The sequence below is a fragment of the Sphingopyxis sp. BE259 genome, from assembly GCF_031457495.1.
In the GTDB taxonomy this organism is placed as follows: domain Bacteria; phylum Pseudomonadota; class Alphaproteobacteria; order Sphingomonadales; family Sphingomonadaceae; genus Sphingopyxis.
Genome location: NZ_JAVDWM010000001.1, coordinates 1,600,335 through 1,627,214, shown reverse-complemented (window position 1 = coordinate 1,627,214; position 26,880 = coordinate 1,600,335). Strand labels below are relative to the sequence as shown.

The following is a 26,880-nucleotide window of genomic DNA, read 5'->3' as shown; positions in this document are numbered from 1 at the left end:
CCTAAAGCAGCCGCTCGATCGCCTCGGCCAGCTTTGCGTCACGCTCCGACAGACCATCGGCGTCATGCGTCGTCAACAGGATATCGACGCGGTTATAGACGTTCGACCATTCGGGATGGTGATCCATCTTTTCGGCGATAATCGCGACGCTGGCCATGAACCCGAACGCCTGTGCGAAATCGTCGAATTTGAAACGGCGGGTGATCGCGTCGCGGTTCGGTTCGTGCGTCCAGTCGGGGAAGCGGGCGAGCAAGGCGGTGCGGGCGTTTTCGTCGAGTTTCTGGACCATGAATTTTCTCCCGCTGGTAAAGGCCGTGCGCTCGCCATAAGGAAGGGCGCGATGACCGACAAGCCTGCCCTGCCCCCCGGCTGGACCGGAACCGCCCCCGATGCCGACGCGCTGTTCACGATGGCGGAAGCGGCGCTGGCGACGATGCCCGCGGTGTTCCTGCCGCATATCCAGGGCGTCGTCATAGCGATCGAGGAATTTGCCGACGACGAGATCCTCAAATCGCTCGACATCGAGCATCCCTATGACCTGACCGGCCTGTACGAAGGTCGCCCGCTGACCGAGCGCAGCATCGGCGAGAGCGGCGGCATGCCCGACCGGGTGACGCTGTACCGCGTCCCGATCCTGGTCGAATGGATCGAGACCGGCGAGCAGCTGGAATGGCTGGTGCGGCATGTACTGATCCACGAGATCGGGCATCATTTCGGTTTTTCGGACGACGATATGCACGCGCTGGAAGATATGGGGTGAGCGCACTTTTGCAGCTTGATCGGGTGGCGTGCATCCGCGGCGACCGGCTGCTGTTCGAAAATCTATCGCTGGCGCTGCAACCCGGCGAGGCGCTGTGGCTGCGCGGCGCGAATGGCGCGGGCAAGTCGAGCCTGATCCGCCTCGCGGCCGGATTGCTCAGCGCCGCGGCGGGGACGGTCGAGCGCCACGGGCGCATCGCGCTGATCGACGAAGCATCGGCGCTCGATCCCGAACTGCCGCTGCGCCGCGCGCTCGATTTCTGGGCGCGGGTCGATACCGTCGACGGCCATGCGGTTGACCGCGCGATGGACGCGATGGCGCTCCATCCGCTTGCCGAAGTGCCGGTTTCGATGCTGTCGACCGGCCAACGCAAGCGCGCCGCGATGGTCCGCGTAATCGCGAGCGGCGCGCCGATCTGGCTGCTCGACGAGCCCGCCAACGGCATGGACGATGCGGCGCAGGCGCGGCTGGTCGCGGCGATTGCGGCGCACCGGGCAAATGGCGGGGCGGTGTTGCTGGCGTCGCATTTCGCGCTGGGGGTGCCAGACCTCGCCGAACTCGACATGGGGGCGCTGGCATGAAAATGCCTCCGCCTCAACCCGTTTGCCCAGAGCTTGTCGAAGGGCCGTTCTTTCTTTCGGCGCGGCAAGGAAGAACGGTGCTTCGACAAGCTCAGCACAAACGGATTTGGGGTAATCGGCGTGGGATAGGACAGTCATGACCACCCTCCTCGCCCTGTTCTGGCGCGACCTGCGCCGCGCGTGGGGCAGCGGGGCGCTGTGGTTGCCGGTGCTATTCTTCCTGCTCGTCGCGACCGCTTTCCCCTTTGCGGTGGGCCCCGATGCGCCGCTGCTGCGCCGCGCGGGTGGCGGGATGGTCTGGGTCGCGGCGCTGCTCGCGGCGTTGCTGCCGATCGATCGGCTGGTGCGCCCCGACCGCGATGCCGGGGTGCTCGATCAGCTCGCGGTGCGCGGTATCGCCGATGAGGTGATCGCAGCGGTCAAGATATTGGCGCACGCGATCGCGTTCGGATTGCCGTTGATGATCGCGCTGTTTCCGGCGGCGGCGTTGCTGGCACAGGACGCCGGGCGGGTGGAGGTGCTGGCGGTAGGGATTGCGATCGCGATCCCGGCGCTGGCATCGCTCGCGGTGCTGAGTGCGGCGCTGACCGCGGGGCTGAAAGGCGGCAGCGCGATCGGCGGACTGCTGATACTGCCGCTGGCGATTCCACTGCTGATCTTTGGCGCGGGGATGCTCGACCCGTCGGCACGCGGGGCGATGAAATTGCTGGGCGCGACGAGTTTGCTGCTGACGATGATCGGGCCGTTTGCGGCGGGCGCGGCGATGCGGGGGTTGAGGGAATGACCGCTAGCGACCGGAAGTAGACGTTCAGGATCCTACAACTTCGTCATTCCCGCGAAAGCGGGAACCTAGGGTGGGGTTAGCCTACGCACGCTCTGGGTCCCCGCTTTCGCGGGGATGACGAATTTGGGGAATAGCAGCTCACCACCTCGAAACAGACACAAGAAAAGGGCCGGAGTTTCCCCCGGCCCTCCCCTAAATCATGTGCCTGCCTGAAATCAGGCGCCAGTCACGTCGGCCGTATCGACCTTCACGCCCGGACCCATCGACGACGACAGCGCGATCTTGCGGACATATTTGCCCTTTGCACCTGCCGGCTTGGCCTTGACGATCGCGTCGACGAAGGCGTCGAAGTTCTGGCGGAGCTTTTCCTCGCCGAACGACAGCTTGCCCAAACCGGCATGGATGATACCGACCTTTTCGACGCGGAATTCGATCTGACCGCCCTTGGCGGCCTTCACGGCTTCGGCGACGTTCGGGGTCACGGTGCCCAGCTTCGGGTTCGGCATCAGGCCCTTCGGACCCAGCGTCTTACCCAGGCGGCCGACGATACCCATCATGTCCGGCGTCGCGATGACGCGGCCATAGTCGAGGTTGCCCGCGAGCATGTCTTCCATCAGGTCTTCGGCGCCGACCTTGTCGGCACCGGCGGCCAGCGCCTTGTCGGCATTATCGCCGCGCGCGAACACGGCGACCTTGACGTCCTTGCCGGTACCGGCGGGGAGCGTCACGACGCCGCGGACCATCTGGTCGGCGTGGCGCGGATCGACACCCAGGTTCATCGCGATTTCGAGCGTTTCGTCAAACTTGGCCGAGGCCAGTTCGCGAACGGTCTTCAGCGCGTCGTCGACGGTGTGCAGCTTCAGCGCATCAACCTTGCCTTCAAGCGCTTTCTGCTTCTTGGTCAGCTTTGCCATCGGATCAGCCCTCCGTCACTTCGAGGCCCATCGAGCGCGCGCTGCCCTCGATGATCTTCGTTGCCTGTTCCAGATCGTTCGCGTTAAGATCCTTCATCTTGATCTCGGCGATTTCGGTCAGCTTCGAGCGGGCGATCTTTCCGCCGCTGATCTTTCCGGGCTCCTTCGAGCCCGACTTCAGGTTCGCGGCCTTCTTGATCAGATAGGTTGCCGGCGGGGTCTTCGTAACGAACGAAAAGCTCTTGTCGGCGAACACGGTGATGATGGTCGGGGTCGGGGTGCCTTTTTCCATGCCATCTGTCGCTGCGTTGAACGCCTTGCAGAATTCCATGATATTGACACCGCGCTGGCCGAGGGCCGGCCCGAGCGGCGGCGAGGGGTTTGCGGTCCCCGCCGGAACTTGCAGCTTGATATAGCCGCTGATCTTCTTAGCCATGATGGCCTCCTGTCTTTCTGTTGCCCCGGACTTGGGTCCAAGGCTCAAAATTAGCGGTCGAACAGAAGGGCATCACCCCTTCCTCCCGCGCGGAATCACGCCCGTATCTGACGCGAAGCGGCGCGCATAAGCGTAAAGACGTAAGAAAACAAGCCTTATGCGGGCGGGTCGTAGCGCAGCAGCCCTTCCTGCACCGCCGAGGCAATCAGGGTGCCGTCGCGGCGATAGATCGAACCGCGATTGATCCCGCGGCTGCCGCCGGTCCAGTCGCTGTCCATGACGAAGACAAACCATTCGTCGACGCGGATGTCATTATGGAACCACATCGCATGGTCGAGGCTGGTTGAAAACAGCCCGGGGGTCGACCAGTTGAGACCGTGCGGCAGCATCGCCGACGACAACAGCCCCATGTCGGACGCAAAGGCCAGGAAGGCGCGGTGCACCAGCGGATCGTCGCCGATCGGCGCCGCAACACGGAACCACTGATAATGCTGGGTCGCCTTGGCCGATGCAGGCGGGCGATGGTTGCGCAATTCGAACGGCCGCCGCCGCGCCATATGGGCAAAGGCCTGGTCCGAGATATTCGGATCGGCGGCGATCGTCTCCAGGAAGTCGCGGCATTGCTCGGGCGGCAGCAGGTCGGGCATCGGCACCTGATGCGACAGGCCGGGGGCGCGCAGCTGGAACGAGGCGGTCAGGTTAAAGATGACCTTGCCGTCCTGGCGCACGACGACGCGTCGGTTGGCAAAGCTGCGCCCGTCGAAATCGCGGTGGACGCGAAAATGCAGCGGTTTCGTCTCGTCGCCGCCGCGCAGGAAATAGGCGTGGAGCGAATGGACCTCTTTGCCCGTATCGACGGTGCGCGCCGCGGCGACCATCGCCTGCGCGATCACCTGGCCGCCGAAAATCCGTTCGCGCGCGGTGGTTGCGAGGGCGGGGAAGGTAAATTCATCGGGTTCTTCAGCGGGTTCGAGGTCGAACAGCCGCGCGACCGCGCCGACGACCTTGGCCGCATCGACGCTGGCGTTGATCTCGCGCGCGCGTTCGATGCGCGCCTGAATCTGTTCGGGGGAAAGCGCCACCACGATGTCCGCCCGTCCCTCTGGTCGTTATTTGAAGCGTTCGACCTGTTCGAAGTCGAGCTCGACCGGGGTGGCGCGACCGAAGATCGACACCGACACCTTGACGCGCGCCTTTTCGAAATCGAGTTCCTCGACCAGCCCGTTGAAGCTGGCGAAGGGACCGTCGAGCACCTTGACCTGGTCGCCGATTTCGTAATCGACGCGGATTTCCTGCTTCGGACGGGCAGCCGCCTCTTCCTTGCTGTTCAGGATGCGCGCGGCTTCGGCTTCGCTGATCGCCTGCGGCTTGCCCATCGAACCCAGGAAGCCCGTTACCTTCGGCGTGTTCTTCACCAAGTGATAGACATCGTCGGTCATCGTCAACTTGGCGAGGACATAGCCGGGGAAGAATTTGCGTTCGGCCTGGACCTTTTTGCCGCGCTTCACCTCGGTCACGGTTTCGACCGGCACTTCGACGGCTTCGACGAAATCGGTCAAGCCCATGCGTTCGGCCTCCGACAACACCGAATCGCGAACCTTGTTTTCGAAACCCGAATAGGCGTGAATGATGTACCAGCGCGCCATGTGTATCTATATCCTGTCCCTGTAGCCGCGGGCGATTAGCGCGCGAGCGACGTCAGCCAGCTGACGATCGCGTTGAAAACCGTGTCGACGCCGAAAAAGAACAGCGCGAGGATCGTCGTCATGATCAGCACCATGATCGTCGTCTGCACCGTCTCGCGCCCCGTGGGCCAGACGATCTTCTTGGCTTCGGCGCGCACCTGATTGATGAACTCAGCCGGGCTGGTTTTCGCCATGTCGATCGTCCTGTCCTAATAATATTCCGATCCGGGCCAGATGGGTTGCCTTGCCCCCGGCGTCAAGCGCGCTTTTGGGCAATACTCCGCCCACCCTTGCCGAGCATGTCGGCGAAAGGCGGAAGGAAAACGGCGCATCTGTCCGAATGACAGCGGCCTTTACTGGCGCGGCGAAGCGATTGCAAGTGCAGGGTCGGCAAGAGCGGGATCGGCGTCGCGCCGCAGCGCCCGCTGCATCGCGATCAGCAGCCCGACCATGACCATCCAGCTGGCGGTGGGCTGGAGCGCGAACAACAAATGCAGCTCGTGCGACGCCGCAACGCCGTCGCGCGGATCGAAACCGACGACGTCCAGCAGCAGATAGCTGACCGCGATCGCGGCCGCGACGCCGAATTTCTGCATCAGGTTAAGCAGCGCGAACAGAAAGGCCGCCCGGCTACGCCCGCACCGTGCCGCGTCGCGCGGGATCAGGTCGGCAAGCATCGAATGGGTGAACAGCAGGCCGACGAATCCGGTGCCCAGCATGATTGAAAACCCCGCCGCCTGGACGATACCCCTCGGCTGCTGGAACAGAGTCACGATGAGCAGGCCGGAGATCAGCAGCCCCATCGCGATCATCATCGGCGGCTTGCCGTAGCGCCGCGCCAGCAGCGTCCAGATCGGCGACGCGATCGCCCCGCCGATGAAGCTGGCGAACAGCAAGATGGCGCTCTGCCCGTCGAGATCGAGCACCGCGGCGGCGAAGAACACGAACAACGAGGTCAGCGACCCAAAGGCAAAGCTGTTGAGGAATTGCACGCCCAGCAGCAGGATCAGCGGCGGAAAGGACAGCGATGCGCGAATTTCCTGGCGCCAGCCGATCCCAGCCTCGGCGATCACCGGCCGCGGCGGGACGATGCGGATCGCGACCAGCGCGATCGGCACCATCAGCAGAAACAGGCTGGCATAGGCCATGATCCGCCCCTGCAGACTGACCCCGGGGATCAGCAGCTGCGCCGCCGCGGGCGCCGCAAAGGCCAGGATCAGCGCGATTTTCGCGAACCAGTCGCGCACTCCGTACAGCAGCGCGCTGTCACGCGGCGAACGCACCAAGGCCGAACCCCACGACAGTTGCGCGACCTCATACAGGCTGAAGCTGGAATAAAAGAGCACCATCATCACGAACAGCGCAGCAAACGGCAGCCTATCGCCCACGGTGACGAGCGCGAGCAACAACAGTGACAATGGCACCAGCGCCAGCAGCATCCAGCGCCGATGCGCCCCCGGCCCGGTGCGGACCCGGTCGACCATCGTCCCGATCAGCGGGTCGACGACCCCGTCCCAGATGGTGGTGAGTGAAAACAGCAGGCCGACGAGGGCCACCGAAATCACCCCACCCTCGGCAATGTAAGGCGGCAGATAGACGCTGAACGGCAGACCAAGGATGACCGTCGGCCCGGCGGTCGCAGCATAGGCGGCAACCGTGCGCGGGCGCAACGCTGCGTCCCCGCCGGGTTGGCCAGCCGATGGCAGGGCAGTACTCGCCAAGACGCGTTGCTCCCGAAACCGAAAGCAGCAGGCTTTCAGTTGTTGACAGTCATGTCAATAGACTGCGCCGCCAGCTGACGTCGATGCTAGGTGATCTTGAAATGGGCAAGGAACGGTCGCAGGCGCCAGTCCAACTGGTCGTTATCGAGCCACTCGTCCTGCAGACCCGCCAGCGCGTGGAGCATCGAGTCGCCGATGACGATGCTGAGTAACAATTTCGCCGCGGCTTCGGGATCGTCGATTTCGGCCTCCCCTGCTGCCGCCCATTTGGTGAACAATGCCGACATCTCTTCGACCGCGGGAATATGCAGATCGCGATAGATTTGCAGCGCAAACTCGCGATCCCGCAAACTTTCCGAAATCAGCATCCGCATCAGCGCGACCGCCCGCGGTGACCGCATCATCTCGCATTGGCGGCGCGCATAGCGCGTGAGCACCTCGGCGTTCGATTGGTTCGACGCCGCGTGTGGATCGACCGGTTCGAGCGCGGTTTCGTCGCCCCAGCGGGCAGCGATCGCGTGGAGCAGTCCCTGCTTGTTGCCGAACAGGTCATAGAGGGTCGCGAGCGAACCGCCCGACCGTTTGACGATTTCGGCCAGGCTGGTGCGGTCATAGCCCTGTTCCAGAAACAGCGCCTCGGCGGCGTCCATGATCGCGCCCTGACGACGCTCGCGCAACGAGGGTGGCTCCGGCCGACAGCCGAGCAGGATGGATTTTGTCATGCGCGATTCTCTCCCTTGCGCTTTTCTGTAATCTAAATTACACGCCGCATATTGCAACGCGTTTTTCGCGTCATTTTCGTTTCAAAATTCAGCAATACGCAGGGGTTCTTATGAGTCGCGCCCGGTCTTTCGTCAGCGTCGCCGCGCTGGCCCTGTTGCTCACCGCCTGTTCGTCGGAGCAGCCCGCTGCCCCACCACCGCCCGAGGTCAGCATCGTCACCGTCCGCTCGCAGGCGGTGCCGAATGTGATCGAGCTGCCCGGCCGCGTCCAGGCGTATCGCACCTCCGAAGTCCGCGCGCGGGTCGACGGCATCGTCGAACGGCGGCTGTTCAACGAAGGCAGCTTCGTGCGCGCCGGGACGTCGTTGTTCCGCATTGATCCGCGCCAGTTGACCGCGACCTCAAACGCGGCGCGGGCGCAGTTGGCGCGGGCGCAGGCGACCGCCGCCAACGCGCGGCAGGTCGTCGCCCGTTATCAGCCGCTGCTGGCCGATCAGGCGATCGGCAAACAGGAATATGATGCTGCGGTCGCCGCGCAGCGCACCGCCGAAGCCGATGTGCAAGCGGCGCAGGCCAATCTGCAATCGGCGCGGCTCAACCTGGGCTATGCGTCGGTGACCGCCCCGATTTCAGGCCGCGCCCGCCGCGCCGAAGTCACCGAGGGCGCGCTGGTCAGCGCCGGACAGGGCACCTTGCTGACGACGATCGAACAGATCGACCGCGTCTATGTCAATTTCGGCCAGTCGAGTTCGGACCTGCTGGCGACCCGCCGCGACATGGGGTCGGGCAAGGTCAGCGCGCCGCAATTGGAGCGCGTCGAAGTCCAGCTGATCCTGGAGGACGGCAGCGCCTATCCGGTTGTCGGCCACCTCGACTTCCTCGATCTGTCAATTGACGAGGCAACCGGGACCGCAGCATTGCGCGCCGAATTCCCCAACCCCGCCTCGGCGCTGCTGCCCGGTCAGTTCGTGCGCGCGCGCATCTTTGCCGGCAACCGCGCCGATGGCATGCTGATCCCGCAGCGGGCGGTCAAACTGGCCGCCGACGCCGCAAGCGTGATGGTCCTCGACGCCAAGAACATCGCGACCCCGCGCCCGGTGAAGCTGGGCGCGATGGTTGCCGGTCAATGGGCGATACTCGACGGATTGCGCCCCGGCGACCGAGTGATCGTCGACGGCTTGCAAAAGGTCCAGCCGGGCCAGCCGGTGCGGATCGCGCCGCCCAAGGGCACGGCATCGACGCACCCGGCAAAGCGCTGATCTGACATGACGCCCCGCTTCTTCATCGACCGGCCCATTTTTTCATGGGTTCTCGCCATCGGCATTCTGCTTTCCGGGATCATCGCGCTCCGCGGCCTGCCGATCGAACAATATCCGTCGGTGGCGCCGCCGTCGCTGTCGATCGGCGTCACCTATCCGGGCGCCGATGCCAAGACGCTCGAACAGAATGTCACGCAGGTCATCGAGCAGGAATTGAACGGGGTCGAGGGCTTCCTCTACATGGCCTCGACCAGCGAATCGAACGGCACAGCGTCGATCAATCTGACCTTCGAGGCCGGGACCGACATCGACAACGCCCAGATGGAAGTGCAGAATCGCCTGCGCCGCGTCGAGCAGCGCCTGCCCGAAGACGTGCGGCGCCAGGGCATTTCGGTAACCGAAGCCAATTCCGGGTTCCTGCTGATCGTCGCGGTCACGTCGAAGAGTGGCAACACCGACCCGATGGAGGTCAACAACTTCGCCAACACGCGGGTGCTCGACGAGCTGCGGCGGGTCAACGGCGTCGGCAATGTCCAGGCGTTCGCACCCGAATATGCGATGCGGATCTGGCTCGATCCGCAAAAGCTGGCGTCCTATAATCTGTCGGCCGCCGAAGCCCTTGGCGCGGTACAGGAACAGAATAGCCAGACCCCGGGCGGCCAGCTGGGCGACCAGCCGCTGGCCAAGGGCGCGCAGCTCAACGCCGTCATCACGACGCAGGGCCGCTTTACCAAGCCCGAGCAGTTCGAGAGCATCATCCTGCGCGCCAACCCCGACGGGTCGGCGGTGACGCTGGCCGACGTCGGCCGCGTCGAGCTGGGGTCCGCGAGCTACCTCTTTTCATCCGAACTCAACGGCAAGCCGATGGCGGGGCTCGCGGTTCAGCTGACCCCCGGCGCCAACGCGCTGGCGACGGCGGAAGGCGTCCGCGCCCAGATGGCCGAGCTGGCGAAGGGCTTTCCGCCCGACATCACCTGGTCGATCCCTTATGACACGACGCCGTTCATCCAGCTGTCGATCGAAGAGGTCGTCATCACGCTGGTCGAGGCGATGGTGCTCGTCTTCCTCGTCATGTTCCTGTTCCTGCAGAACTGGCGCGCGACGGTGATCCCGACGATTGTCGTGCCGATCGCGCTGGCCGGGGCGTGTCTAGGCCTCTGGATGTTCGGATTTTCAATCAACGTCCTCACCCTGTTCGGCATGGTGCTGGCGATCGGCATCCTCGTCGACGATGCGATCGTCGTGATCGAGAATGTCGAGCGGATCATGAACGAAGAACATCTGTCGCCCTATGACGCGACGGTTAAGGCGATGGGGCAGATCACCAGCGCGATCATCGGCATCACCTTGGTGCTGATCGCGGTGTTCATTCCGATGGCGTTCTTCCCCGGATCGACCGGCGGCATCTATCGCCAATTCTCGATGACGCTCGCGATCTCGATTGCTTTCTCGGCGCTGCTGGCGCTGACGCTGACGCCCGCCTTGTGCGCGACTTTGCTCAAGCCGCACGACGATACGGCGCGCAAGGGCAAGATCGGTGCCTTCTTCGACCGCTTTTTCGGCGGCTTCAACCGCTGGTTCGGCCGCACCACCGATCGTTATCAGGGCAGCGTCGGCAAGATTTTGGCCGCGCCGCTGCGCTGGCTCGGCGTGTTCGCCGCAATGGTATTGGTGACCGGCTTGCTGTTCACGCGTCTGCCCGGATCCTTCCTGCCGCAGGAGGATCAAGGCTATCTGATCACGGTGGTGCAGGCACCGCCCGGCGCGACATCGCAGCGCACCGCCGAGGCGACGAAGCAGGTCAAGGCGTTCTTTGCCGAACAGCCGCAGGTCGCGAATATCGTGCTCGTTAACGGCTTCAGTTTTTTCGGGCAGGGGCAGGCGAACGCGATCATGTTCACCCCGCTGAAGCCGTGGGACGAACGCACAGGTGACGGCGACAGCGCCGATGCGATCGCGGGCAAGGCGATGGGGACGCTGATGGGGATCAAGGAGGCGTTTGCCTTCTCGCTGAGCCCGCCGTCGATCCCCGAACTCGGCACGTCGAGCGGCTTTACCTTCAAGCTGCAGGACCGCGGCGCCAACGGGCGCGAGGCGCTTGTCGCGGCGCGCAACCAGATGCTGGGCGGCGCGATGCAGAGCAAGCTGCTCGCCAATGTCCGTCCCGAGGGACAGGAAGATGCCCCGGTGCTGAAGGTCGATATAGACCGCGTACAAGCGCGCGCTCTTGGTCTGTCGATCGGCGACGTCAACGCGACGCTCGCCATCAGTTTCGGCAGCGCCTACGCCAATGACTTCACCCGCGAGGGCCGCGTGCTGCGCGTGCTGCTCCAAGCCGACGCCGCCAGCCGCATGACCCCGCAGGATGTGCTCGAACTGCGCGTCCGCAGCGCGAGCGGCGGCATGGTGCCGTTCGGGTCGTTCAGCAAAGCGGCATGGTCGGCCGAGGCGCCGCAGTTGCAACGCTACAACGGCTACCCCGCGATGACGATCTCGGGCGAACCCGCACCCGGCCAATCGACCGGCGAGGCAATGGCCGAGATGGAGCGGCTGGCTGAAACGCTGCCGCCGGGCTTTGCGTTCGAATGGACCGGCATTTCCTATGAGGAAAAACAGTCGGCGGGCCAGATCGGGCTACTGCTCGGGCTGTCGCTGGTCGTCGTCTTCCTGCTGCTCGCGGCGCTGTACGAAAGCTGGTCGGTGCCGGTGTCGGTGCTGCTGGTGGTGCCGCTCGGGGTGCTGGGCGCGGTGCTGTTCTCGATGCTGCGCGGGCTGTCGGCCGACATTTATTTCAACGTCGGGCTGATCACGATCATCGGGCTGGCGGCGAAGAATGCGATCCTGATTGTGGAATTTGCGATCGAGCAGGAGGCCGAGGGCAAATCGACGCTCGACGCGGTGATGGAGGCGGTGAAACTGCGCCTGCGGCCGATCATCATGACCAGCCTCGCCTTCATCCTCGGCATGGTGCCGCTGGTGATTGCGAGCGGCGCGGGGGCGGCGAGCCGCATCGCGGTCGGGTCGGGGGTGATGGGCGGGATGATCGCCGCGACGTTGCTCGGCATCTTCTTCATCCCGCTCTTCTATCTGTCGGTCCGCAAATGGCTGAGCCGCAAACGGCCACCGTCACCTGCCGAAAAAGGCCATCATGAGGAGCCGGGTCATGCGTAAGTTGATCGCGCTGCTCGCTGCCACGACGCTCGCGGGGTGCGTCAACATGGCGCCGCCGCACGAGCGCCCGGCCCTGCCAACCGCACCCGATTATCCGGCCGAATTTGCGGGCGATGTGACGCTGGGACAGCGGGCGACAGAGATCGCGTGGCAAGACTTCTTCGCTGACCCGCAGCTTGAAGTGCTGATTGCCCAAGCCATCGAGCGCAACCGCGATCTGGCCGTGGCGATTGCGCAGATCGACGAAGCGCGCGGGCTGTACCGGATTCAGGACGCCGATCGGCTGCCAACGGTGGGCGCGAGCGCCGAAGCAACGCGCAGCCGCGGTCCGTCGCTGACTGGGGCCGGAACCGACACCACGAGCCGCTATTCGGTCGGGGTCGGGGTCACGTCGTTCGAGCTCGATTTCTGGGGCCGGGTCAAGAATCTGTCGGAAGCGGCGCGCAGCCAATATCTGGCCACCGAGCAGGCCGAGCGTGCATTCCGGCTGGCGCTGGTGCGCGACGTCGCATCGACCTATTTCGCCTCGCGCGGCGCCACCGAACAGATTGCGCTCGCCGAGGCGACGGTGACCAGCCGCAAGGAAGGGCTGCGGATCGCCAAGCGACGGCTCGACGCCGGGGTGACGTCGGCGCTCGACTATCGCCAGTCCGAAACCCTGCTGACGCAGGCTGAGACGCAGCTGGCGAGCCTGAAGCTCGGCAAGGCGCAGGCCGACAATTTCCTGAACGTGCTAACCGGCGGCCCAGTGGCCGGACCGCTGCCCGCGCCGCTGCCGCTTGTCGCGCAGGGGCAGTCGCCGGTGCTGACCGCCGGACTGCCGTCCGACCTGCTCGTCGCGCGGCCCGACATCCTGGCGGCCGAAGAACGGCTGCGTGCTGCGCGGGCCAATATTGGTGCCGCCCGCGCCGCATTTTTCCCGTCGATCTCGCTGACCGGCAACCTTGGCTTCGCATCGGGTTCGCTCGATAACCTGTTCAGTAATGACGGATTCGGCTGGAGCTTTGGCCCGTCGATCAGCCTGCCGATCTTCGACTTCGGCCGCAACAAGGGCAATCTGACCGTCGCCGAGGCGCGCGAGAATATCGCGGTCGCGACCTATGAACGCGCCGTCCAAGGCGCGTTCCGCGAAGTCGCCGACGCGCTGGCCGGGCGACGCTATCTGGCCGAACAGGTGGAGGCGCAGGAACGCGGCACGCTGGCGCAGCGGCAAATCGCGGACCTCGCGCGCAAACGCTACCGCGAGGGAGTATCGACCTATCTCGAAGTGCTCGACGCCGAACGCAATCTGTTCGCCGCCGAACAGACGCTGATCGAAACCCGGCGCGCACAGGTCGACAATCTGGTGACGCTGTATGTTGCACTCGGTGGCGGGCTGGTCGAGCGGCGCTGAAGGACCGAGGCAATTTCGGACAACGCCCCTGCCCTGTTGAAGGACATATTGGGTCCGCAGGCGCTGGCCGTGATCGCCGATGCCGGCACCGCCGCATCGCCGCACTTCAATCGATCAGCGTTTCTGACCGCGGCGTCGGTCGGCCTAGACGCGCTGTCGATCATGGAGCGGGTGCGCCATATCGCCGACGCGCTTCATTCGGCGTTGCCTGCCGATTATATTGCGGCGCTGGATGTCATCGGCGCGATGGCGCCGCGGCTGACGCACGGATTTCAGGCGGTCGCGGTTACCGAATATGTCGCGCGTTACGGCCAGCATGATTTCGACCGGTCGATGGCCGCGCTGGCCGACCTGACGCGCTTCGGCACCGCCGAATTCGCGATCCGCCCCTTCCTCGCGCAGGACACCGACCGCGCATTGGCGACAATGGCGCGGTGGACGGACAGCGGCGACGAGCATGTCCGCCGCCTCGCCAGCGAAGGCGCTCGCCCACGGCTTCCGTGGGCAGCGCGCGTCCCGGCGCTGAAGGCCGACCCGACGCGCGCGGCGCATATCCTCGAGGTGCTGAAGGCGGACCCCAGCCTCTATGTCCGCAAATCGGTCGCCAATCATCTCAACGATGTTGCCAAGGACCGCCCCGACTGGCTGCTGGAACGGCTGTCGAGGTGGCCGAACGACAACGCTCACACCACTTGGATCATTCGCCACGCGCTACGCACCCTGATCAAACAAGGCGAGCCGCGCGCGCTGGCGCTGATCGGCGTCGGTCATGGCGCAGCGGTTACGGTGCGCGATTTTGCCGTCGATCCGCCGGTGGTGCGGTTGGGCGAACGGATCGCGATCACCGCCGAAATTTCATCCACCGCCGCGGAGGACCAGCCGTTGGTGGTCGATTATCGCATCCACTATGCGCGAGCTGGCGGCAAGACCGCGGCGAAGGTTTTCAAGTGGAAGACCTTCGGCCTTGCGGCAGGCGCGACGGCGTCGCTGCGGATCAGCCAGGTCATCCGCGATTTCAGCACCCGGCGGCACCATCCAGGACGCCATACGGTGGAGTTGATCGTCAATGGGGAGATGATGGGGGAAAGCGGGTTCGAGCTGCTGGCAGACCGTGGACAGTAGCGCAAGATTGCATCGCAAACCCATTACCCGCTTGCCCTGAGCTTGTCGAAGGGCTGTCCTTTCCTCTGACGTTCAGAGAAGAGGCGCTTCGACAAGCTCAGCACAAACGGATCAAGGGCGGGAGGCCTTCCTCCCTCACGGCGGCGCAGGTGCCGGTTCCGCAGGCGTCTCTTTCGGGATCGGCAACCGCAGATCGATGCGGCTGCCGTTGATTTCGGTCGAAATCACCGCGTCGCCGCCTTCGATACCGATGCTGCTGTTGTCGCCCACCGGAATCGCCCCCACATCTGGAATATCTTGCGGCTCGACGGGGCCACGCGGATTGGCTTCGCGCCGCGGCCCCGCTTTCTGCCCCGATGCCTGGGTCATGAAATCGCGCCACATCCGCGCCGGGAGGCCGCCGCCAGAAATACCGCGCAGCGGCGTGTTGTCATCGTTGCCGATCCACACCCCGACCACCAGTCCATTGGCATAACCGACGAATAGCGCGTCGCGATTATCCTGGCTGGTTCCGGTCTTGCCGAAATTCGCCTGCGGCAACCGCGCGGCGCGGCCTGTTCCGCGATTGACCGCGGCGCGCAGCATCTGTTCGATGTCGCCGTGTACGCGCGATCCGAAGCGACTTGGTCCCGAAACCAGATTTTCGAACCAGCCCTTCTCCTCGCCCTCGAACGCGTGCGGCACCACCGGATAGCTGTTCGCGGCAACCGCGGCATAAGCGGCGGTCAGTTCGAGCAGAGTCATGCTCGATGTCCCGAGCGCCAAGCTGGGGTCGCCCTTGGTCATCGGCGCAGTGACCCCCAGATCGCGCGCCATGTCGATGACCTTGTCGTCGCCGACCTCGCGCAGCAACCGGACGGCAGCGACATTGCTCGACGTCGCAAACGCATCCTCTAGCGTGATCGTTTTCGAATAGGTGCCGCCCGAATTTTTGGGCTGATACGCGCCGGTTTCGATCGCTTCGTTGCTGATCAGATCACCCGGCTCCCAGCCGTCCTTCAGCGCCGCAAGATACACGAACAATTTGAAGGTCGAGCCCGGCTGGCGCTTGGCCTGCGTCGCGCGGTTGAACGGCGAGGCGGCATAATCCTTGCCGCCGACCATCGCGACGACCTCGCCATTGGGGCGCATCGCGACCAGCGCGACCTGCGCCTGACCAATCCCGGCACGGCTCGTCACGCGCCGCGCGATAGCCTGCAACCGCGCGTCGAGCGTCGTCTTGATCGTCTGGCGTGAATAGGCGACATCGCTGAGCTTGCGCGCCTCGGGCAGCGCCCAGTCGGCGAAATAGGTACCGGTGGGCAACGTATTGCGGCTGCGGACATCGATACGCGGCGTACGCAGCGTCTTGCGCTCCTGCTCAGACAGATAACCGGTGGCGACCATCGCGTTCAGCACCAGTTTCATCCGCTTTTCAGCAAGGTCGGGGTTCTTGGTCGGCGCCAGCCGCGACGGCGCCTGCACCAGTCCCGCGAGCATCGCCGCCTGTGCCGGGGTCAGCTTTTCGGGCTGGCGATAGAAATAATGCAGCGACGCGGCGCGCAAACCATAGGTATTGTCGCCGAAATAGGCGTTCGACAGATAGCGTTCGAGAATCTCGTCCTTGGTCAGCCATGCCTCCAGCCAGAACGCGATCAGCGCCTCGCGCGCCTTGCGGCCCAGCGTGCGTTTCGGGGTCAGGAAGGTGAATTTCGCCAGCTGCTGGGTGATCGTGCTGCCACCCTGCGTCCGCCCGCCGGTCACATTGCTCCACACCGCGCGCGCAATACTCCGCGGATCGACGCCCATATGGGTGTAGAAACGCCGATCCTCGATCGCCAGGAAGGCGCCGGTGACATGCTTGGGCAGCGCAGTCGCCTTGACCGGCGTGTCGACGATCGCCCCGATCCGCGCGATCGGCGTGCCGTCCGACGCGAGCAAGGTGATCTGCGGCGGCGCGATCGGTTCGAGCGATTTCGATAACGGCGCGGTCAGCGCCAGCCAGCCGACGAGCAGCATGAAGATAATGCAGAAAATCGCAAAGCCGCGAGAGATCCGGCGCAGCCATTTGCGCCGCCGCGTTTCGGGAACGATGGGCGGTGGCGTGCCCGAAACCGGCGCGGGGGACGGCGGTAAGGACGCGGCAACCGCGGCTGGATCGGAATGGTCGGATTTGCGGAACCAGTTCATGCTCACCCGCCGTATTACAATCGCAATACAGCATAAGCAAATGGCTTATGCGGCCTGCCCGCTATCGCAACCCGGCGATTGCGCGCGAATGAACGGGAGAGTGGTGCCGCTTACAGGACTCGAACCTGTGACCCCATCATTACGAATGATGTGCTCTACCAACTGAGCTAAAGCGGCAACGAGGCGCGCCTCTAACAGCGTGGCTCGGCGAAGACAAGCGCCGTGGCGATTCAATTTTTCCAGCCCGGCCTTGGCGGCTTAACGGCGGTCGCGCAGCATATCGAGCGCGACGTCGGTGATCATGTCTTCCTGTCCCCCGACCATCTTGCGCCGCCCCAGTTCGACCAGGATGGCGCGGGTGTCGAGACCGTGGTCGGCGGCGGCCTTTTCGGCATGGCGCAGGAAGCTGGAGTAAACCCCGGCGTAGCCGAGGGTGAGTGTCTCGCGGTCGACGCGCACCGGGCGATCCTGCAGCGGGCGCACCAGATCTTCGGCGGCGTCCATCAGCGCGAACAGGTCGCAGCCATGGTTCCAGCCATGGACGTCGGCAGCGGCGATGAACACTTCAAGCGGTGCATTGCCCGCCCCTGCCCCCATACCCGCCAGACTGGCATCGACACGGATCGCGCCACTCTGCACCGCAACGATGCTGTTCGCGACACCAAGGCTCAGGTTATGGTGGGCGTGGACGCCGCGCTGGGTCTCAGGCTTGAGAACGCGATCGTAAGCCGCGAGCCGCGCCGCATATTGGTCCATCGTCATCGCCCCGCCGCTGTCGGTGACATAGACGCAATGCGCGCCATAGCTTTCCATGAGCTTGGCTTGCTGGGCCAGCGCGTCGGGCGCCGACATATGGCTCATCATCAGGAAGCCTGAGACGTCCATGCCCAGGTTCCGCGCCGCTTCGATATGCTGCTTTGACACATCGGCTTCGGTGCAATGCGTCGCGATCCGCACCGAACGCACGCCGAGGTCATAAGCGCGCTTCAGGTCGTGAACCGTGCCGATGCCGGGCAGCAACAATGTTGTGAGCACGCTATGTTCGAGCACTTCCGCTACCGCCCCGATCCACTCCCAGTCGGTGTGGGCGCCAAAGCCATAGTTGAAGCTCGACCCTTGCAGCCCGTCGCCATGCGCAACCTCGATCGCATCGACCTTGGCGCGGTCGAGCGCCTTGGCGATCGCCCGCACATGATCGAGGCCGTACTGGTGCCGGATCGCGTGCATGCCGTCGCGCAGCGTGACGTCCTGGATATAGAGCTTGGTCGTAGTCGGATCCAAAGTCATGCGACCGCTCCTTCATTCATGCGGAGCGCGATCTTCTCGGCGGTCTTCAGCGCTGCCGAGGTCATGATGTCGAGGTTGCCGGCATAGGCGGGCAGATAATGCGCCGCGCCCTCAACCTCGAGGAACACGCTGACCTTCAGGCCCGTAAAGCTCCCGCCCATTTCGGGGATGCGCAAGGGCGCGTTGCTGCCGATGCTCTCGAACTGCACCGCCTGCTTGAGGCGGTAGCCCGGGACATAGGTCTGGACCTCGGCGACCATCGCCTCGACGCTCGCCCGGATCGCCTCGCGGTCGCCGTCGTCGCACAGGCAATAGACGGTATCGCGCATGATCAGCGGCGGTTCGGCGGGGTTGAGCACGATGATCGCCTTGCCGCGCGTCGCGCCGCCAACCTTCATGATCGCCTCGCTCGTCGTCTCGGTAAACTCGTCGATATTGGCGCGCGTCCCCGGCCCCGCGCTTTTCGAGGCGATCGAGGCGACGATCTCGCCATAATGGACCTTCGCGACCCGGTTTACCGCGGCGACGATCGGGATCGTCGCCTGCCCGCCGCAGGTCACCATATTGACGTTGGGAGCATCGAGGTGCGCGTCGCCGTTCACCGGCGGGACCGTATAGGGACCGATCGCCGCCGGGGTCAGGTCGATGACGCGCTTGCCATGTCCGATCAGCACCGCGCTGTGGTGCTGGTGTGCGCCCGCCGAGGTCGCGTCGAACACGATCGCGATGTCGGCAAAGCCGGGCAGCGCGATCAGCCCGTCGAGGCCGTCGGCGGTGATCGGCACGCCCATCCGTTCAGCGCGCTTCAGCCCATCGCTCTCGGGATCGATGCCGACAAAGGCGCCCATTTCCAGCACCTCGGACAGCCGCATGATCTTGATCATCAGGTCGGTGCCGATATTGCCCGACCCGATGATCGCCACTTTGGTTTTGTTCATTGGGTCGGCCCATAGGTGAAGCTGGCGCTGCCGATGCCCGCGATGGTCGCCACGACATGGTCGCCCGGCGTCAGCGCGACCATCGGGCCGAGCGCGCCTGCCAGCAGGATGTCGCCCGCCTTGAGCGGCTCGCCGCGCGCCGCGAGCGTCTGTGCCAGCCAGGCGGCGGCGTTGAGCGGATTGCCGAGCGCCGCGGCGCCAACCCCGGTCGATACGACCTTGCCATTCACCGTCATCTCCATCGCCGCGCCTTCGAGGTCGAGGCCTTCGACGGCCAACCCGGTATCGGCGAGCACGAAGAAGGCCGACGAGCCATTGTCCGCCACCGTATCGGCAAAAGTGATTTTCCAGTCGGCGATGCGGCTGTCGACGATCTCGATCGCGGCGTGGACGCTGGCGACCGCCGCGGCAACTTGCGCGACCGTCGTGTCCACATCGGGCAGATCGCCGCCGAGCACGAACGCAATCTCCGCCTCGGCCTTGGGCTGGATCGTCCGCGCCGGATCGAGCGAACCGCCGTCGCCAATCCGCATGTCATCGAACAACACCCCGAAATCGGGCTGGTCGACGCCCAGCTGGACCTGCACCGCTTTCGCGGTCAACCCCGCCTTGCGCCCGACGATCCGCCGCCCCTGCGCTTCCCAGAAGCGCGTGTTGATCGTCTGCACCGCATAGGCGCCGTCGGCGTCGGTCGGCGCCAGCACGTCGCGCGGCGGTTCGATCACCCCGCCCGAATAGGCATCGCGCAGCCGCCGCGCGGCCTGGTTGTGCATGTTGCTCATGCCGCGGCCTGCGGCCCATGTTTGCCGGGGTGCACCGCGCCGCAATGGCCGCAGGTGCGAAGCTCGTCGCTGGCATAAAAAGCGGCGAACAGCGGCGGCAGGTCACGCACGATGCTTTTCAGCTGCACTTCGACGCGGTGGACGATGTGGCCGCAATCGTCGCAATACCATTGAAACGCGTCGATCATTCCCTCGGGCCGCTTGCGTTCGATCACCAGCCCGACGCTGCCCGCGACCGGGCGCTGCGGCGAATGCGGCACGCCCGGCGGCAATAGAAAGATGTCGCCCTCGCGGATCGGCATGTCCTTGGGACCATCATCGGTCCACAGCCTCAGGTTCATGTCGCCTTCCAGCTGAAAGAAAAATTCCTCCAGCGGGTCGACATGATAATCCGTGCGCTGGTTCGGGCCGCCGACCACGGTGACGATGAAGTCGGCGTCCTCCCAGATCTGGGCGTTACCGACCGGCGGCTTCAGCACATCGCGGTGATCCTCGATCCACTGGCGGAAGTTGAAGGGCAATCCATAGGTCAGCATCGGCGCTATCCTTTCGTGGGCGCGCGCGGGATGAAGGCGGTGGCCTTGATCTCGATCAGCAGGTGGGGATGGGGAAGCTGATGGACGGCAACCGTCGTGCGCGTCGGACCCGCTTCGTCGAAAAATTCGGCGTAAACGTCGTTGTAGCCGCCGAAGTCGTTCATGGTGGCGAGGAAGCTCGTCACGTCGACGACGTCGGCCAGCGATCCACCCGCGTCGGTGAGGATCGCGGCGATATTCTCGATCACCGCGCGTGTTTGCTCGCGGATGTCGAGGCTGACCGTGCCATTTTCGTCAGCTGATGCGCCCGCGAAACTATTGTCGGGACGCCGAGAGCTGGTGCCCGACACGAACACAAAATCACCCGCGCGGCGATAGTGCGGAAAGCGGCCGCGCGGCCGCGCCTTGCCGGGTATGACCCGTCCCTCACCGCTCATGCCGCATCCCCCGCAATCGTGAAACCGACGCGGCCCAGATGCCCGGCGTCGAGCGAGACCACCCGCGCCGAGCCGATCGCCGCCGCCGCGGTTGCGCCGCCGAGCATGATCGTCCAGCCCGGCTGGAGCATCAGCCCCGCCGAGCCCGCCAGCCGGGCTGCCGCGACCAGCGAGCGGAGCGGATCGCCCAGGATCGCCGCGCTCGATCCGGTTTCGACGACAACGTCATCGACGCGCATCGCCATCGCGACATCAGCTACGTCGGTATCGGCGGGAAGCCAGGGACCGACGACAAAGGCCGATGACGACGCATTGTCGGCGACGACATCGCCCAGCGCGAAACGGAAATTTTCATAGCGGCTGTCGATGATTTCGAGCGCGGCTGCGACTGCATCGACCGCTGCCAACGCCGAATCGCGCGTTACTTCGCCCACCAACGGCGCTTTCAGGCGCACTGCGATTTCGGGCTCGACGCGCGGATGGATGAAGCGTGCGCGCTCGATTGCGCCGCCATTCGCGACCAACATGTCGGACGTCAGCCGCCCCCATATCTGGTCGGTCAGCCCCATCTGGATCATCTTGGCTTCGCTGGTGAATCCCATTTTCACCCCGACCAGCGTCGCGCCGCGCGCCAGCCGGTGATCGATCGTGGCGCGCTGGATCGCATAGGCGTCGGTGAGCGACAATTCGCCCTCCTGCCCGGTGATTTGCGGGATCGCCCGCGGCTCGCTGGAGGCGGCGTCGAGCTTTGCGGCGATTGCGGCGATGTCTGCCATTGATCTTCCTCTACAACTTCACGCAGATGTTGGTCGGTTCGGAATAAAAGCCCAGCGAATGTTCGCCGCCCTCGCGCCCGATGCCCGACAATTTCATGCCGCCGAACGGCGTGCGCAGGTCGCGCAGGAACCATTCATTGACCCAGACGATGCCCGCTTCCATCTGCGCGGCAACGCGGTGCGCGCGCCCGACGTCGCGGGTCCAGATCGCCGCCGCCAGACCATAGGCGCTATCGTTCGCCAGCTCGATCGCCTCGTCCTCGCGGTCGAAGGGGGCGATATGGCAGACCGGGCCGAAGATCTCCTCGCGCACGCAGCGCGCATCGGCGTCAAGTCCGGTCAGGATCGTCGGCTGAACGAACGCGCCTTGGTCGAGCGCCGTCCCAAACACCGGCACCCCGCCGCCAGTCACCACCGTCGCCCCCTCATCGCGCGCGAGCTGGTAATAGCCGAGCACCTTGTCGCGATGGCCGTGCGAAATCAGCGGCCCCATGTCGGCACCCGACCACGGATCGCCGATGGTCAGCGCCTCGGCCCGCTCGGCCAGCGCCTTCACGAAGCGGTCGAAGATCGACCGCTCGACATAGACACGCTCTGTGCACAGGCAGACCTGCCCGCAGTTGGAAAACACCGACCGCACCGTTCCCGCCACCGCCTCGTCGAAATCGCAATCGGCAAAGACCAGCGCGGCATTCTTGCCGCCGAGTTCGAACGACACCGGCTTCACCCCCGCCGCGGCGACGCGCATGATCGCGCCGCCGGTGGTCGATTCCCCGGTAAAGGTGATGGCGTCGATGTCGGGATGCGCGGTCAGCCATTCGCCCGTCGAGTCGGCGCCAAAGCCGTGGACGAGGTTGAACACACCCGGCGGCAACCCCGCGGCGTCCATCACCTCGGCCAGCAGGGTCGCGGTCGATGGCGTTTCCTCGCTGGGCTTCACGACGACGACGTTGCCGCAGGCGAGCGCCGGGGCGACTTTCCACGTCATCAGCAAGAGCGGCAGGTTCCACGGCGAAATGATCGCGACCACGCCCAGCGGCCGGGCGATCGCATAGTTGATTGCGCTGCGCCCGTCAGGAAGATCGGTGCGGAAACTCGGCATCGCGCGCGACTCCGCCAGTCCCGCAAAGGCGCGAAAATTGGCGGCGCCGCGCGGAATGTCGATCGTGCGCGCCTGATGCAGCGACTTGCCAGTATCGGCGATCTCGGCGGCGGCGAATTCGTCGAAGCGCGCCTCGATCCCCTCGGCGACGCGGACGAGCAGCTGGCACCGCTCGGCCTGCGACATCTTGCTCCATGGCCCTTTCAACGCCCGCCGCGCCGCGGCAACGGCGCGGTCGACCAGCGGCTGGTCGGCCAGCGACACGCGCGCCGCAACCTCGCCGGTCACCGGGTTCACATTGTCGAATTGCGCGCCAGTCGCGACGAATGCGCCGTCGACATAATTCAGGATGTCGCGGTTCGCGAAGGGGTAAGCCGCATCGGTCATGCGTCACCCCCGACCCGCACATAGCCCACAGTGTTGCTGTGGACGGCGCCGCCCTTGCCGACATGGTCCGCCATCTGGAGCAGCGAGAGGATGGTGTCGTTGAACTGCACCGGCTGCTCCAGAAACGCCGAATGCCCGGCATCGTTGACCTCGACCAGAAACGATCCGGCGACCTCGGCCTGGACCAGCCGTACCGCCGCGACTGGGAACAATAAGTCGTCGGCGCCGCACAGGAACAGGATCGGAAAACCGTTGCCGCTGAGCTCGGCGGCGGGCCGCGCGTCGAAACGACCGGTCAGGCTGCGGCGATCGGCGGCGTTGAAACTCGCGATCTGCGTATAGAGCCCCGCCAGTTCGCGCGATGCCGCCGCGCCAAGGACGCGCTCGATCTGTCCCATCGTTGCGGTTTGCGCCCGCGCCGTATCCATGATCGCCTTGACCGCGTCACTCTCGACTAGCCCGTGCAAACTGTCACAGATCGCCAGCGCCGCGACCCTTTCAGGCGCGCGATGCGCAAAGCCGATGCACGTCCCCGCGCCCATCGACTGGCCGACCAGCGCCGCCTTGGTTTCGCCCAAATGGTCGAGCAGCGCCGTAAGGTCATCGACAAAGCCGTCGCGTCCGCGTCCGTCCAAATCGCGCGACAGGCCGAAACCGCGATGATCGAACAGGATGACACGGTTCGACCGCGCCAGCGCGTCGATCTGGCGATACCAGATCGCATGATTGCCGCCGATTCCATGCGCCAGCACCACCGCCGGTCCCTGCCCGTGCGTCTGCCAATAGATTTCGGCGCCCGCGGTCGCCAGAACCCCGCTGTCCATCACGATACTCCCATCAATTTGCTCAGCCGCACGACATAGTCGCCGAACGCGGGATCCTCGCGCGTGACGCTGGGATCGCGCGGGCGCGGCAGGTCGATGCGGACATCCTCGATAATCGTCCCCGGCCGTTCGGACATCACGAGCACCCGGTCGGACAGTAGCACCGCTTCGGAAATGCTGTGGGTAACCAGCACCACCGTCTTGCGATCGCGCTGCCAGATGCGCAGCAATTCCATGTTGAGCCGGTCGCGGGTCAATGCGTCGAGCGCCCCGAAAGGCTCATCCATCAGCAGCACCTGCGGATTACGCGCCAGCGCCTGCCCGATCGCGACGCGATGCCGCATCCCGCCCGACAGCTGGTGCGGATAGCTGGCCTCGAAGCCAGTCAGGCCCAGCGTCTCGACCAGATCGGCGAACACCGCGTCGCTTGGCCGCTGCACCGCAGCGTCGAGATCAACGCCGAGCAGCAGATTGTCGCGCACATTGAGCCAGGGCAGCAGGTTCGACGTCTGGAACACAAACCCCATTTCGGGCGCGGGCGCGGTGACTTCTGTCCCGTTGAAACTGATGCTGCCGTGCTCGAACGGGGTCAGCCCGGCGATCAGGCGCAGCAACGTGCTCTTGCCGCACCCCGACGGACCAAGCACCGACACAAATTCCGCCGCGCCGATATCGGCGCTGACATTACCAAGCACCCGCAGGTCGCCGAACGCCTTGCCGACGTCCGCAATCGAAATCACCCCGCTCATGCCGCCCGCCACCAGATGAAGCGTTCCCAATAGGCCACGCTGTAGAAGAGAATGAGCGACATCATCGTCACCGCGATCAACGCCGCAAAGGTCAGCGTCGTATGTCCCGAACCCGACGCGGTCAGGATCAGATTGCCCAAGCCGTCGTTCGACCCAACAAATTCGCCAACGACGGCGCCGATGACCGCCAGCGGCATCGCGACCTTGCACCCGTCGAGAAAGCTCGGCAGCGCCGCGGGAACGCGCAGCCGCCAGAAGCTCTGCATCGGCGTCGCGCGCAAGGCGCGGAAATGTTCCTCCAGATGCGCCGGGGTGCTCGCCAGCCCGCCGAGCGTCGAGATGATGATCGGGAAAAAGGCGAACAGGAACGCCATGATCAGTTTCGACGTCAGCCCATAGCCGAACCAGACGACGATCAGCGGCGCGAGGCCGATCTTGGGAATGCTCTGCAGCGCGACGAACAGCGGATAGACGGTGCGTTTCGCGGTGCGCGAGAAATAGATCAGCGCCGCGATCGGCACGCCCAGCGCCACCGCGATGATAAAGCCCCAGAACACCTCGGTCAGCGTGACCAGGCTTTGCGCCAATATCGGTCCGCGTGACTGCCACAGTTCGGCGAGGATCGCGCCGGGCGGCGGCAACAGATAGGATTGCACCCCCGACCAGCGCACCCCGAATTCCCAGGCGAGACCAAGAACAAGGAAAAAACCGATGCTGATCGCATGGTCGCGGGTGACGGCGGGGGCGCTCATTGGCCGCCCTCCTTGTCGATCAACGACTGGATGCGCGCGGGCGGCGGGACCAAAAAATGTTCCAGATGCCAGCGATCGAACGTGTCGAGCTGTTTGCCGTCCCACACCGACGGGGTGTAGGGATGCTCGGCGTCGATCTGCGTCATGTCGGTGTAGAATTCGACATTGTTGCCATCCGGGTCGCGGAACACCAGAAAGCTGTTCGCGCCGGGACCATGTTTGCCGATCCCGCGATCGATGGTGATGCCGCGCGCGACCAGCATCGCAGCCACCTTTTCCATCTCGTCCAGGCTCTCGAGCCGATAGGAGAAATGCTCCACCGCCGGGAAATGGCCATCGGGCGTCGCGATATGGCCGGGCGGCAGTTGCAGAAGCGCCAGATCATGATGATCCTCGCCCGCGCGCAGGAACACCATCTGGTGGTCGATCCAGTCGGACACTTCGAGCCCCATCACTTCGGTGTAAAAGGCGAGCGACCGATCGATGTCGCGCACCTTCAGGACCAGATGCCCCAGCCGCGTCGGTCGCGGGCGATAGGCGGCAGGGTCGCTCATCACGGCTTCCCCATTGGCACAAAGGCGTTGGTGAACAGCGCCGTGTTGGCATCAAAGCCTTGCAACTGGCCGCTCGCCTGAAGATAGGTGACGGTCCGCGCAACCTTCTCGGGCTTCAGCCGGTGCGATCCGCCCTCGGCCGCCATCAGGTCGGCGGTTTCACGGATCTGCCGTTCGGTCACGGCCTCGTCGAGCAGCGGGTAATGTTTGCGAATGACGGCCAGCGCGGCCTTGGGATCGCGCGCCGCGTCCGCATAGCCGCGATAGGCTGCCTTCAAAAAAGCACGCACCAGTTCGGGATCTTTTTCGATCAGCGAATCGCGCGCCGCAAAGCCGCTTCCGTAAACATCCAGCCCGAAATCGGCATAGGCGATGCGCCCGATAGTGACACCCTTCGCCTTTGCCGCCTTGTCGAACAGCGCCATCGAATTGCCCAGCCAGCATTCGGCGGCGTCGATCCGTCCCTCGACCAGCGACGACACGACGATCGCGGGGTCGAGCTGGATCTGTTCGACGCGCACCGGATCGACGCCGTTGCCTTTCAGCCAGGCCGGCAGCAGTGCCTGGATCGCCGAGCTTTGACCGGCGCCGAAACGCAGCCCCGCCAAGTCGGCGGGCTTCGTGATGACGTGGCGTTCCTTGACGAAGCAGGCACCCGCGGGCAGCCGCATGTTGATGCCGCCGATCATCCGCGCCGCGCCGCCCTTTGACCGGTTGAGCGCGACCGACAGCGGGTCGATATAGGCAAACTCGAACATGCCCTGATCGAGCTCATTGGCCGTCCGTATGCCGCCAAAGCCGCGCACCGCCTCGACGTTGAGCCCGGCCTCGGCGAAATAGCCCTTGTCGATCGCGACAAAGATGCCGGCCATGCTGCCCTGCGGCAGCCAAGCCATGTTGAAGCGCACGGTGCGCGCATCGGCTTGCTGCACCGTCTTGGGCGCACTGCCGCCCAAAGCGCTCCACAGGGTGAGCGTGGCAATCGCCACGACGATCAGGATCGGGACAAGCAGCGAGCGGCGGGATAGCGCAGCCATGG

28 protein-coding genes and 1 tRNA gene are annotated in these 26,880 nt (G+C 64.9%); 7 read left to right on the top strand and 22 right to left on the bottom strand.

Annotated elements, in window-relative coordinates:
- Position 1: 1 nt before the first annotated feature.
- Complete coding sequence (locus J2X44_RS07945; protein ID WP_310088977.1) at positions 2 to 289, bottom strand: 4a-hydroxytetrahydrobiopterin dehydratase; 288 nt, start codon at positions 287 to 289, stop codon at positions 2 to 4.
- Positions 290 to 340: 51 nt separating this feature from the next.
- Between J2X44_RS07945 and J2X44_RS07940 the strand changes: the two genes are divergently transcribed.
- The 3 genes from J2X44_RS07940 (at position 341) to J2X44_RS07930 (ending at position 2,125) form a co-directional block, all read left to right on the top strand.
- The gene (locus J2X44_RS07940) at positions 341 to 760 is read left to right on the top strand and encodes a metallopeptidase family protein (protein WP_310088976.1); all 420 of its coding nucleotides are present in this window, start codon (positions 341 to 343) and stop codon (positions 758 to 760) included.
- Complete coding sequence (ccmA, locus tag J2X44_RS07935; RefSeq protein ID WP_310088975.1) at positions 757 to 1,341, top strand: heme ABC exporter ATP-binding protein CcmA; 585 nt, start codon at positions 757 to 759, stop codon at positions 1,339 to 1,341. The genes J2X44_RS07940 and ccmA overlap by 4 nt, the downstream gene beginning before the upstream one ends.
- Before the next feature lie 136 nt (positions 1,342 to 1,477).
- Entirely contained in the window at positions 1,478 to 2,125 is a 648-nt protein-coding gene (locus tag J2X44_RS07930; protein ID WP_310088974.1) for a heme exporter protein CcmB, read from the top strand.
- A gap of 215 nt (positions 2,126 to 2,340) precedes the next feature.
- On the opposite strand, the gene rplA is transcribed toward J2X44_RS07930, so the two are convergent.
- From rplA to J2X44_RS07895, 7 genes are all read right to left on the bottom strand, one after another.
- Complete coding sequence (rplA, locus tag J2X44_RS07925) at positions 2,341 to 3,039, bottom strand: 50S ribosomal protein L1 (RefSeq protein WP_310088973.1); 699 nt, start codon at positions 3,037 to 3,039, stop codon at positions 2,341 to 2,343.
- A gap of 4 nt (positions 3,040 to 3,043) precedes the next feature.
- On the bottom strand, positions 3,044 to 3,475 hold the full coding sequence (gene rplK, locus J2X44_RS07920; RefSeq protein ID WP_120218097.1) for a 50S ribosomal protein L11: 432 nt from the start codon (positions 3,473 to 3,475) through the stop codon (positions 3,044 to 3,046).
- A gap of 155 nt (positions 3,476 to 3,630) precedes the next feature.
- Positions 3,631 to 4,560 carry an acyl-CoA thioesterase domain-containing protein gene (locus J2X44_RS07915; RefSeq protein WP_310088971.1) on the bottom strand — a complete coding sequence of 310 codons (930 nt, stop codon included), beginning with the start codon at positions 4,558 to 4,560 and terminating at the stop codon, positions 3,631 to 3,633.
- A gap of 24 nt (positions 4,561 to 4,584) precedes the next feature.
- The gene (nusG, locus tag J2X44_RS07910) at positions 4,585 to 5,121 is read right to left on the bottom strand and encodes a transcription termination/antitermination protein NusG (RefSeq protein ID WP_037516051.1); all 537 of its coding nucleotides are present in this window, start codon (positions 5,119 to 5,121) and stop codon (positions 4,585 to 4,587) included.
- A 35-nt stretch (positions 5,122 to 5,156) separates the two neighbouring features.
- Entirely contained in the window at positions 5,157 to 5,354 is a 198-nt protein-coding gene (secE, locus tag J2X44_RS07905; RefSeq protein WP_120215766.1) for a preprotein translocase subunit SecE, read from the bottom strand.
- Positions 5,355 to 5,513: 159 nt separating this feature from the next.
- Positions 5,514 to 6,881, bottom strand: coding sequence for an MFS transporter (locus J2X44_RS07900; RefSeq protein WP_310088970.1), 1,368 nt, complete (start codon positions 6,879 to 6,881; stop codon positions 5,514 to 5,516).
- 86 nt (positions 6,882 to 6,967) lie between these two features.
- The gene (locus tag J2X44_RS07895; protein WP_310088969.1) at positions 6,968 to 7,603 is read right to left on the bottom strand and encodes a TetR/AcrR family transcriptional regulator; all 636 of its coding nucleotides are present in this window, start codon (positions 7,601 to 7,603) and stop codon (positions 6,968 to 6,970) included.
- A gap of 110 nt (positions 7,604 to 7,713) precedes the next feature.
- On the opposite strand from J2X44_RS07895, the gene J2X44_RS07890 reads away from it, so the two are divergent.
- From J2X44_RS07890 to J2X44_RS07875, 4 genes are read left to right on the top strand one after another with little or no spacing between them, the layout of a single operon-like run.
- Positions 7,714 to 8,862: an efflux RND transporter periplasmic adaptor subunit gene (locus tag J2X44_RS07890; RefSeq protein WP_310088968.1), complete on the top strand. Its 1,149-nt coding sequence runs from the start codon at positions 7,714 to 7,716 to the stop codon at positions 8,860 to 8,862.
- Between the two features lie 6 nt (positions 8,863 to 8,868).
- On the top strand, positions 8,869 to 12,033 hold the full coding sequence (locus J2X44_RS07885; RefSeq protein ID WP_310088967.1) for an efflux RND transporter permease subunit: 3,165 nt from the start codon (positions 8,869 to 8,871) through the stop codon (positions 12,031 to 12,033).
- A complete protein-coding gene (locus J2X44_RS07880) occupies positions 12,026 to 13,426 on the top strand; it encodes an efflux transporter outer membrane subunit (protein ID WP_310088966.1) in 1,401 nt (466 codons plus the stop codon). Before J2X44_RS07885 ends, J2X44_RS07880 begins: the two co-directional genes overlap by 8 nt.
- A gap of 36 nt (positions 13,427 to 13,462) precedes the next feature.
- Entirely contained in the window at positions 13,463 to 14,548 is a 1,086-nt protein-coding gene (locus J2X44_RS07875) for a DNA alkylation repair protein (protein WP_310088965.1), read from the top strand.
- A 135-nt stretch (positions 14,549 to 14,683) separates the two neighbouring features.
- On the opposite strand, the gene J2X44_RS07870 is transcribed toward J2X44_RS07875, so the two are convergent.
- The 14 genes from J2X44_RS07870 to J2X44_RS07805 form a co-directional block, all read right to left on the bottom strand.
- On the bottom strand, positions 14,684 to 16,717 hold the full coding sequence (locus J2X44_RS07870; protein WP_310088964.1) for a transglycosylase domain-containing protein: 2,034 nt from the start codon (positions 16,715 to 16,717) through the stop codon (positions 14,684 to 14,686).
- 101 nt (positions 16,718 to 16,818) lie between these two features.
- Positions 16,819 to 16,894: transfer RNA gene (locus tag J2X44_RS07865), tRNA-Thr, on the bottom strand.
- An 81-nt stretch (positions 16,895 to 16,975) separates the two neighbouring features.
- A complete protein-coding gene (dmpG, locus tag J2X44_RS07860; RefSeq protein ID WP_310088963.1) occupies positions 16,976 to 18,004 on the bottom strand; it encodes a 4-hydroxy-2-oxovalerate aldolase in 1,029 nt (342 codons plus the stop codon).
- A complete protein-coding gene (locus J2X44_RS07855; RefSeq protein ID WP_310088962.1) occupies positions 18,001 to 18,942 on the bottom strand; it encodes an acetaldehyde dehydrogenase (acetylating) in 942 nt (313 codons plus the stop codon). The genes dmpG and J2X44_RS07855 overlap by 4 nt, the downstream gene beginning before the upstream one ends.
- On the bottom strand, positions 18,939 to 19,724 hold the full coding sequence (locus J2X44_RS07850; RefSeq protein WP_310088961.1) for a fumarylacetoacetate hydrolase family protein: 786 nt from the start codon (positions 19,722 to 19,724) through the stop codon (positions 18,939 to 18,941). The genes J2X44_RS07855 and J2X44_RS07850 overlap by 4 nt, the downstream gene beginning before the upstream one ends.
- Positions 19,721 to 20,260, bottom strand: a complete 540-nt coding sequence (locus J2X44_RS07845) for a 3-hydroxyanthranilate 3,4-dioxygenase (protein ID WP_310088960.1) — start codon at positions 20,258 to 20,260, stop codon at positions 19,721 to 19,723. The genes J2X44_RS07850 and J2X44_RS07845 overlap by 4 nt, the downstream gene beginning before the upstream one ends.
- A gap of 5 nt (positions 20,261 to 20,265) precedes the next feature.
- On the bottom strand, positions 20,266 to 20,697 hold the full coding sequence (locus J2X44_RS07840; protein WP_310088959.1) for a RidA family protein: 432 nt from the start codon (positions 20,695 to 20,697) through the stop codon (positions 20,266 to 20,268).
- Entirely contained in the window at positions 20,694 to 21,473 is a 780-nt protein-coding gene (locus J2X44_RS07835) for a fumarylacetoacetate hydrolase family protein (protein ID WP_310088958.1), read from the bottom strand. The genes J2X44_RS07840 and J2X44_RS07835 overlap by 4 nt, the downstream gene beginning before the upstream one ends.
- A 10-nt stretch (positions 21,474 to 21,483) precedes the next feature.
- Positions 21,484 to 22,962 carry a 2-hydroxymuconic semialdehyde dehydrogenase gene (locus J2X44_RS07830; protein WP_310088957.1) on the bottom strand — a complete coding sequence of 493 codons (1,479 nt, stop codon included), beginning with the start codon at positions 22,960 to 22,962 and terminating at the stop codon, positions 21,484 to 21,486.
- Positions 22,959 to 23,786, bottom strand: a complete 828-nt coding sequence (locus tag J2X44_RS07825; protein ID WP_310088956.1) for an alpha/beta hydrolase — start codon at positions 23,784 to 23,786, stop codon at positions 22,959 to 22,961. The genes J2X44_RS07830 and J2X44_RS07825 overlap by 4 nt, the downstream gene beginning before the upstream one ends.
- A complete protein-coding gene (locus J2X44_RS07820; protein WP_310088955.1) occupies positions 23,786 to 24,535 on the bottom strand; it encodes an ABC transporter ATP-binding protein in 750 nt (249 codons plus the stop codon). Before J2X44_RS07820 ends, J2X44_RS07825 begins: the two co-directional genes overlap by 1 nt.
- Positions 24,532 to 25,287, bottom strand: coding sequence for an ABC transporter permease (locus tag J2X44_RS07815; protein WP_310088954.1), 756 nt, complete (start codon positions 25,285 to 25,287; stop codon positions 24,532 to 24,534). The genes J2X44_RS07820 and J2X44_RS07815 overlap by 4 nt, the downstream gene beginning before the upstream one ends.
- The gene (locus J2X44_RS07810) at positions 25,284 to 25,841 is read right to left on the bottom strand and encodes a VOC family protein (RefSeq protein ID WP_310088953.1); all 558 of its coding nucleotides are present in this window, start codon (positions 25,839 to 25,841) and stop codon (positions 25,284 to 25,286) included. Before J2X44_RS07810 ends, J2X44_RS07815 begins: the two co-directional genes overlap by 4 nt.
- A complete protein-coding gene (locus J2X44_RS07805) occupies positions 25,841 to 26,878 on the bottom strand; it encodes an ABC transporter substrate-binding protein (protein ID WP_310088952.1) in 1,038 nt (345 codons plus the stop codon). The genes J2X44_RS07810 and J2X44_RS07805 overlap by 1 nt, the downstream gene beginning before the upstream one ends.
- Between the last annotated feature and the right edge of the window lie 2 nt (positions 26,879 to 26,880).

Bases quoted from the DNA above. Each gene is read 5' to 3' on its own strand.
- J2X44_RS07895 (WP_310088969.1), bottom strand. From the start codon at position 7,603: ATGACAAAATCCATCCTGCTCGGCTGTCGGCCGGAGCCACCCTCGTTG.
- rplK (WP_120218097.1), bottom strand. From the start codon at position 3,475: ATGGCTAAGAAGATCAGCGGCTATATCAAGCTGCAAGTTCCGGCGGGG.
- J2X44_RS07810 (WP_310088953.1), bottom strand. From the start codon at position 25,841: ATGAGCGACCCTGCCGCCTATCGCCCGCGACCGACGCGGCTGGGGCAT.
- J2X44_RS07815 (WP_310088954.1), bottom strand. From the start codon at position 25,287: ATGAGCGCCCCCGCCGTCACCCGCGACCATGCGATCAGCATCGGTTTT.
- nusG (WP_037516051.1), bottom strand. From the start codon at position 5,121: ATGGCGCGCTGGTACATCATTCACGCCTATTCGGGTTTCGAAAACAAG.
- J2X44_RS07820 (WP_310088955.1), bottom strand. From the start codon at position 24,535: ATGAGCGGGGTGATTTCGATTGCGGACGTCGGCAAGGCGTTCGGCGAC.
- rplA (WP_310088973.1), bottom strand. From the start codon at position 3,039: ATGGCAAAGCTGACCAAGAAGCAGAAAGCGCTTGAAGGCAAGGTTGAT.
- J2X44_RS07885 (WP_310088967.1), top strand. From the start codon at position 8,869: ATGACGCCCCGCTTCTTCATCGACCGGCCCATTTTTTCATGGGTTCTC.
- J2X44_RS07870 (WP_310088964.1), bottom strand. From the start codon at position 16,717: ATGAACTGGTTCCGCAAATCCGACCATTCCGATCCAGCCGCGGTTGCC.
- J2X44_RS07930 (WP_310088974.1), top strand. From the start codon at position 1,478: ATGACCACCCTCCTCGCCCTGTTCTGGCGCGACCTGCGCCGCGCGTGG.
- J2X44_RS07940 (WP_310088976.1), top strand. From the start codon at position 341: ATGACCGACAAGCCTGCCCTGCCCCCCGGCTGGACCGGAACCGCCCCC.
- J2X44_RS07880 (WP_310088966.1), top strand. From the start codon at position 12,026: ATGCGTAAGTTGATCGCGCTGCTCGCTGCCACGACGCTCGCGGGGTGC.
- J2X44_RS07890 (WP_310088968.1), top strand. From the start codon at position 7,714: ATGAGTCGCGCCCGGTCTTTCGTCAGCGTCGCCGCGCTGGCCCTGTTG.
- J2X44_RS07845 (WP_310088960.1), bottom strand. From the start codon at position 20,260: ATGCTGACCTATGGATTGCCCTTCAACTTCCGCCAGTGGATCGAGGAT.
- J2X44_RS07855 (WP_310088962.1), bottom strand. From the start codon at position 18,942: ATGAACAAAACCAAAGTGGCGATCATCGGGTCGGGCAATATCGGCACC.
- J2X44_RS07805 (WP_310088952.1), bottom strand. From the start codon at position 26,878: ATGGCTGCGCTATCCCGCCGCTCGCTGCTTGTCCCGATCCTGATCGTC.
- secE (WP_120215766.1), bottom strand. From the start codon at position 5,354: ATGGCGAAAACCAGCCCGGCTGAGTTCATCAATCAGGTGCGCGCCGAA.
- J2X44_RS07835 (WP_310088958.1), bottom strand. From the start codon at position 21,473: ATGGCAGACATCGCCGCAATCGCCGCAAAGCTCGACGCCGCCTCCAGC.
- J2X44_RS07830 (WP_310088957.1), bottom strand. From the start codon at position 22,962: ATGACCGATGCGGCTTACCCCTTCGCGAACCGCGACATCCTGAATTAT.
- J2X44_RS07825 (WP_310088956.1), bottom strand. From the start codon at position 23,786: ATGGACAGCGGGGTTCTGGCGACCGCGGGCGCCGAAATCTATTGGCAG.
- J2X44_RS07945 (WP_310088977.1), bottom strand. From the start codon at position 289: ATGGTCCAGAAACTCGACGAAAACGCCCGCACCGCCTTGCTCGCCCGC.
- dmpG (WP_310088963.1), bottom strand. From the start codon at position 18,004: ATGACTTTGGATCCGACTACGACCAAGCTCTATATCCAGGACGTCACG.
- J2X44_RS07850 (WP_310088961.1), bottom strand. From the start codon at position 19,724: ATGAGCAACATGCACAACCAGGCCGCGCGGCGGCTGCGCGATGCCTAT.
- J2X44_RS07840 (WP_310088959.1), bottom strand. From the start codon at position 20,697: ATGAGCGGTGAGGGACGGGTCATACCCGGCAAGGCGCGGCCGCGCGGC.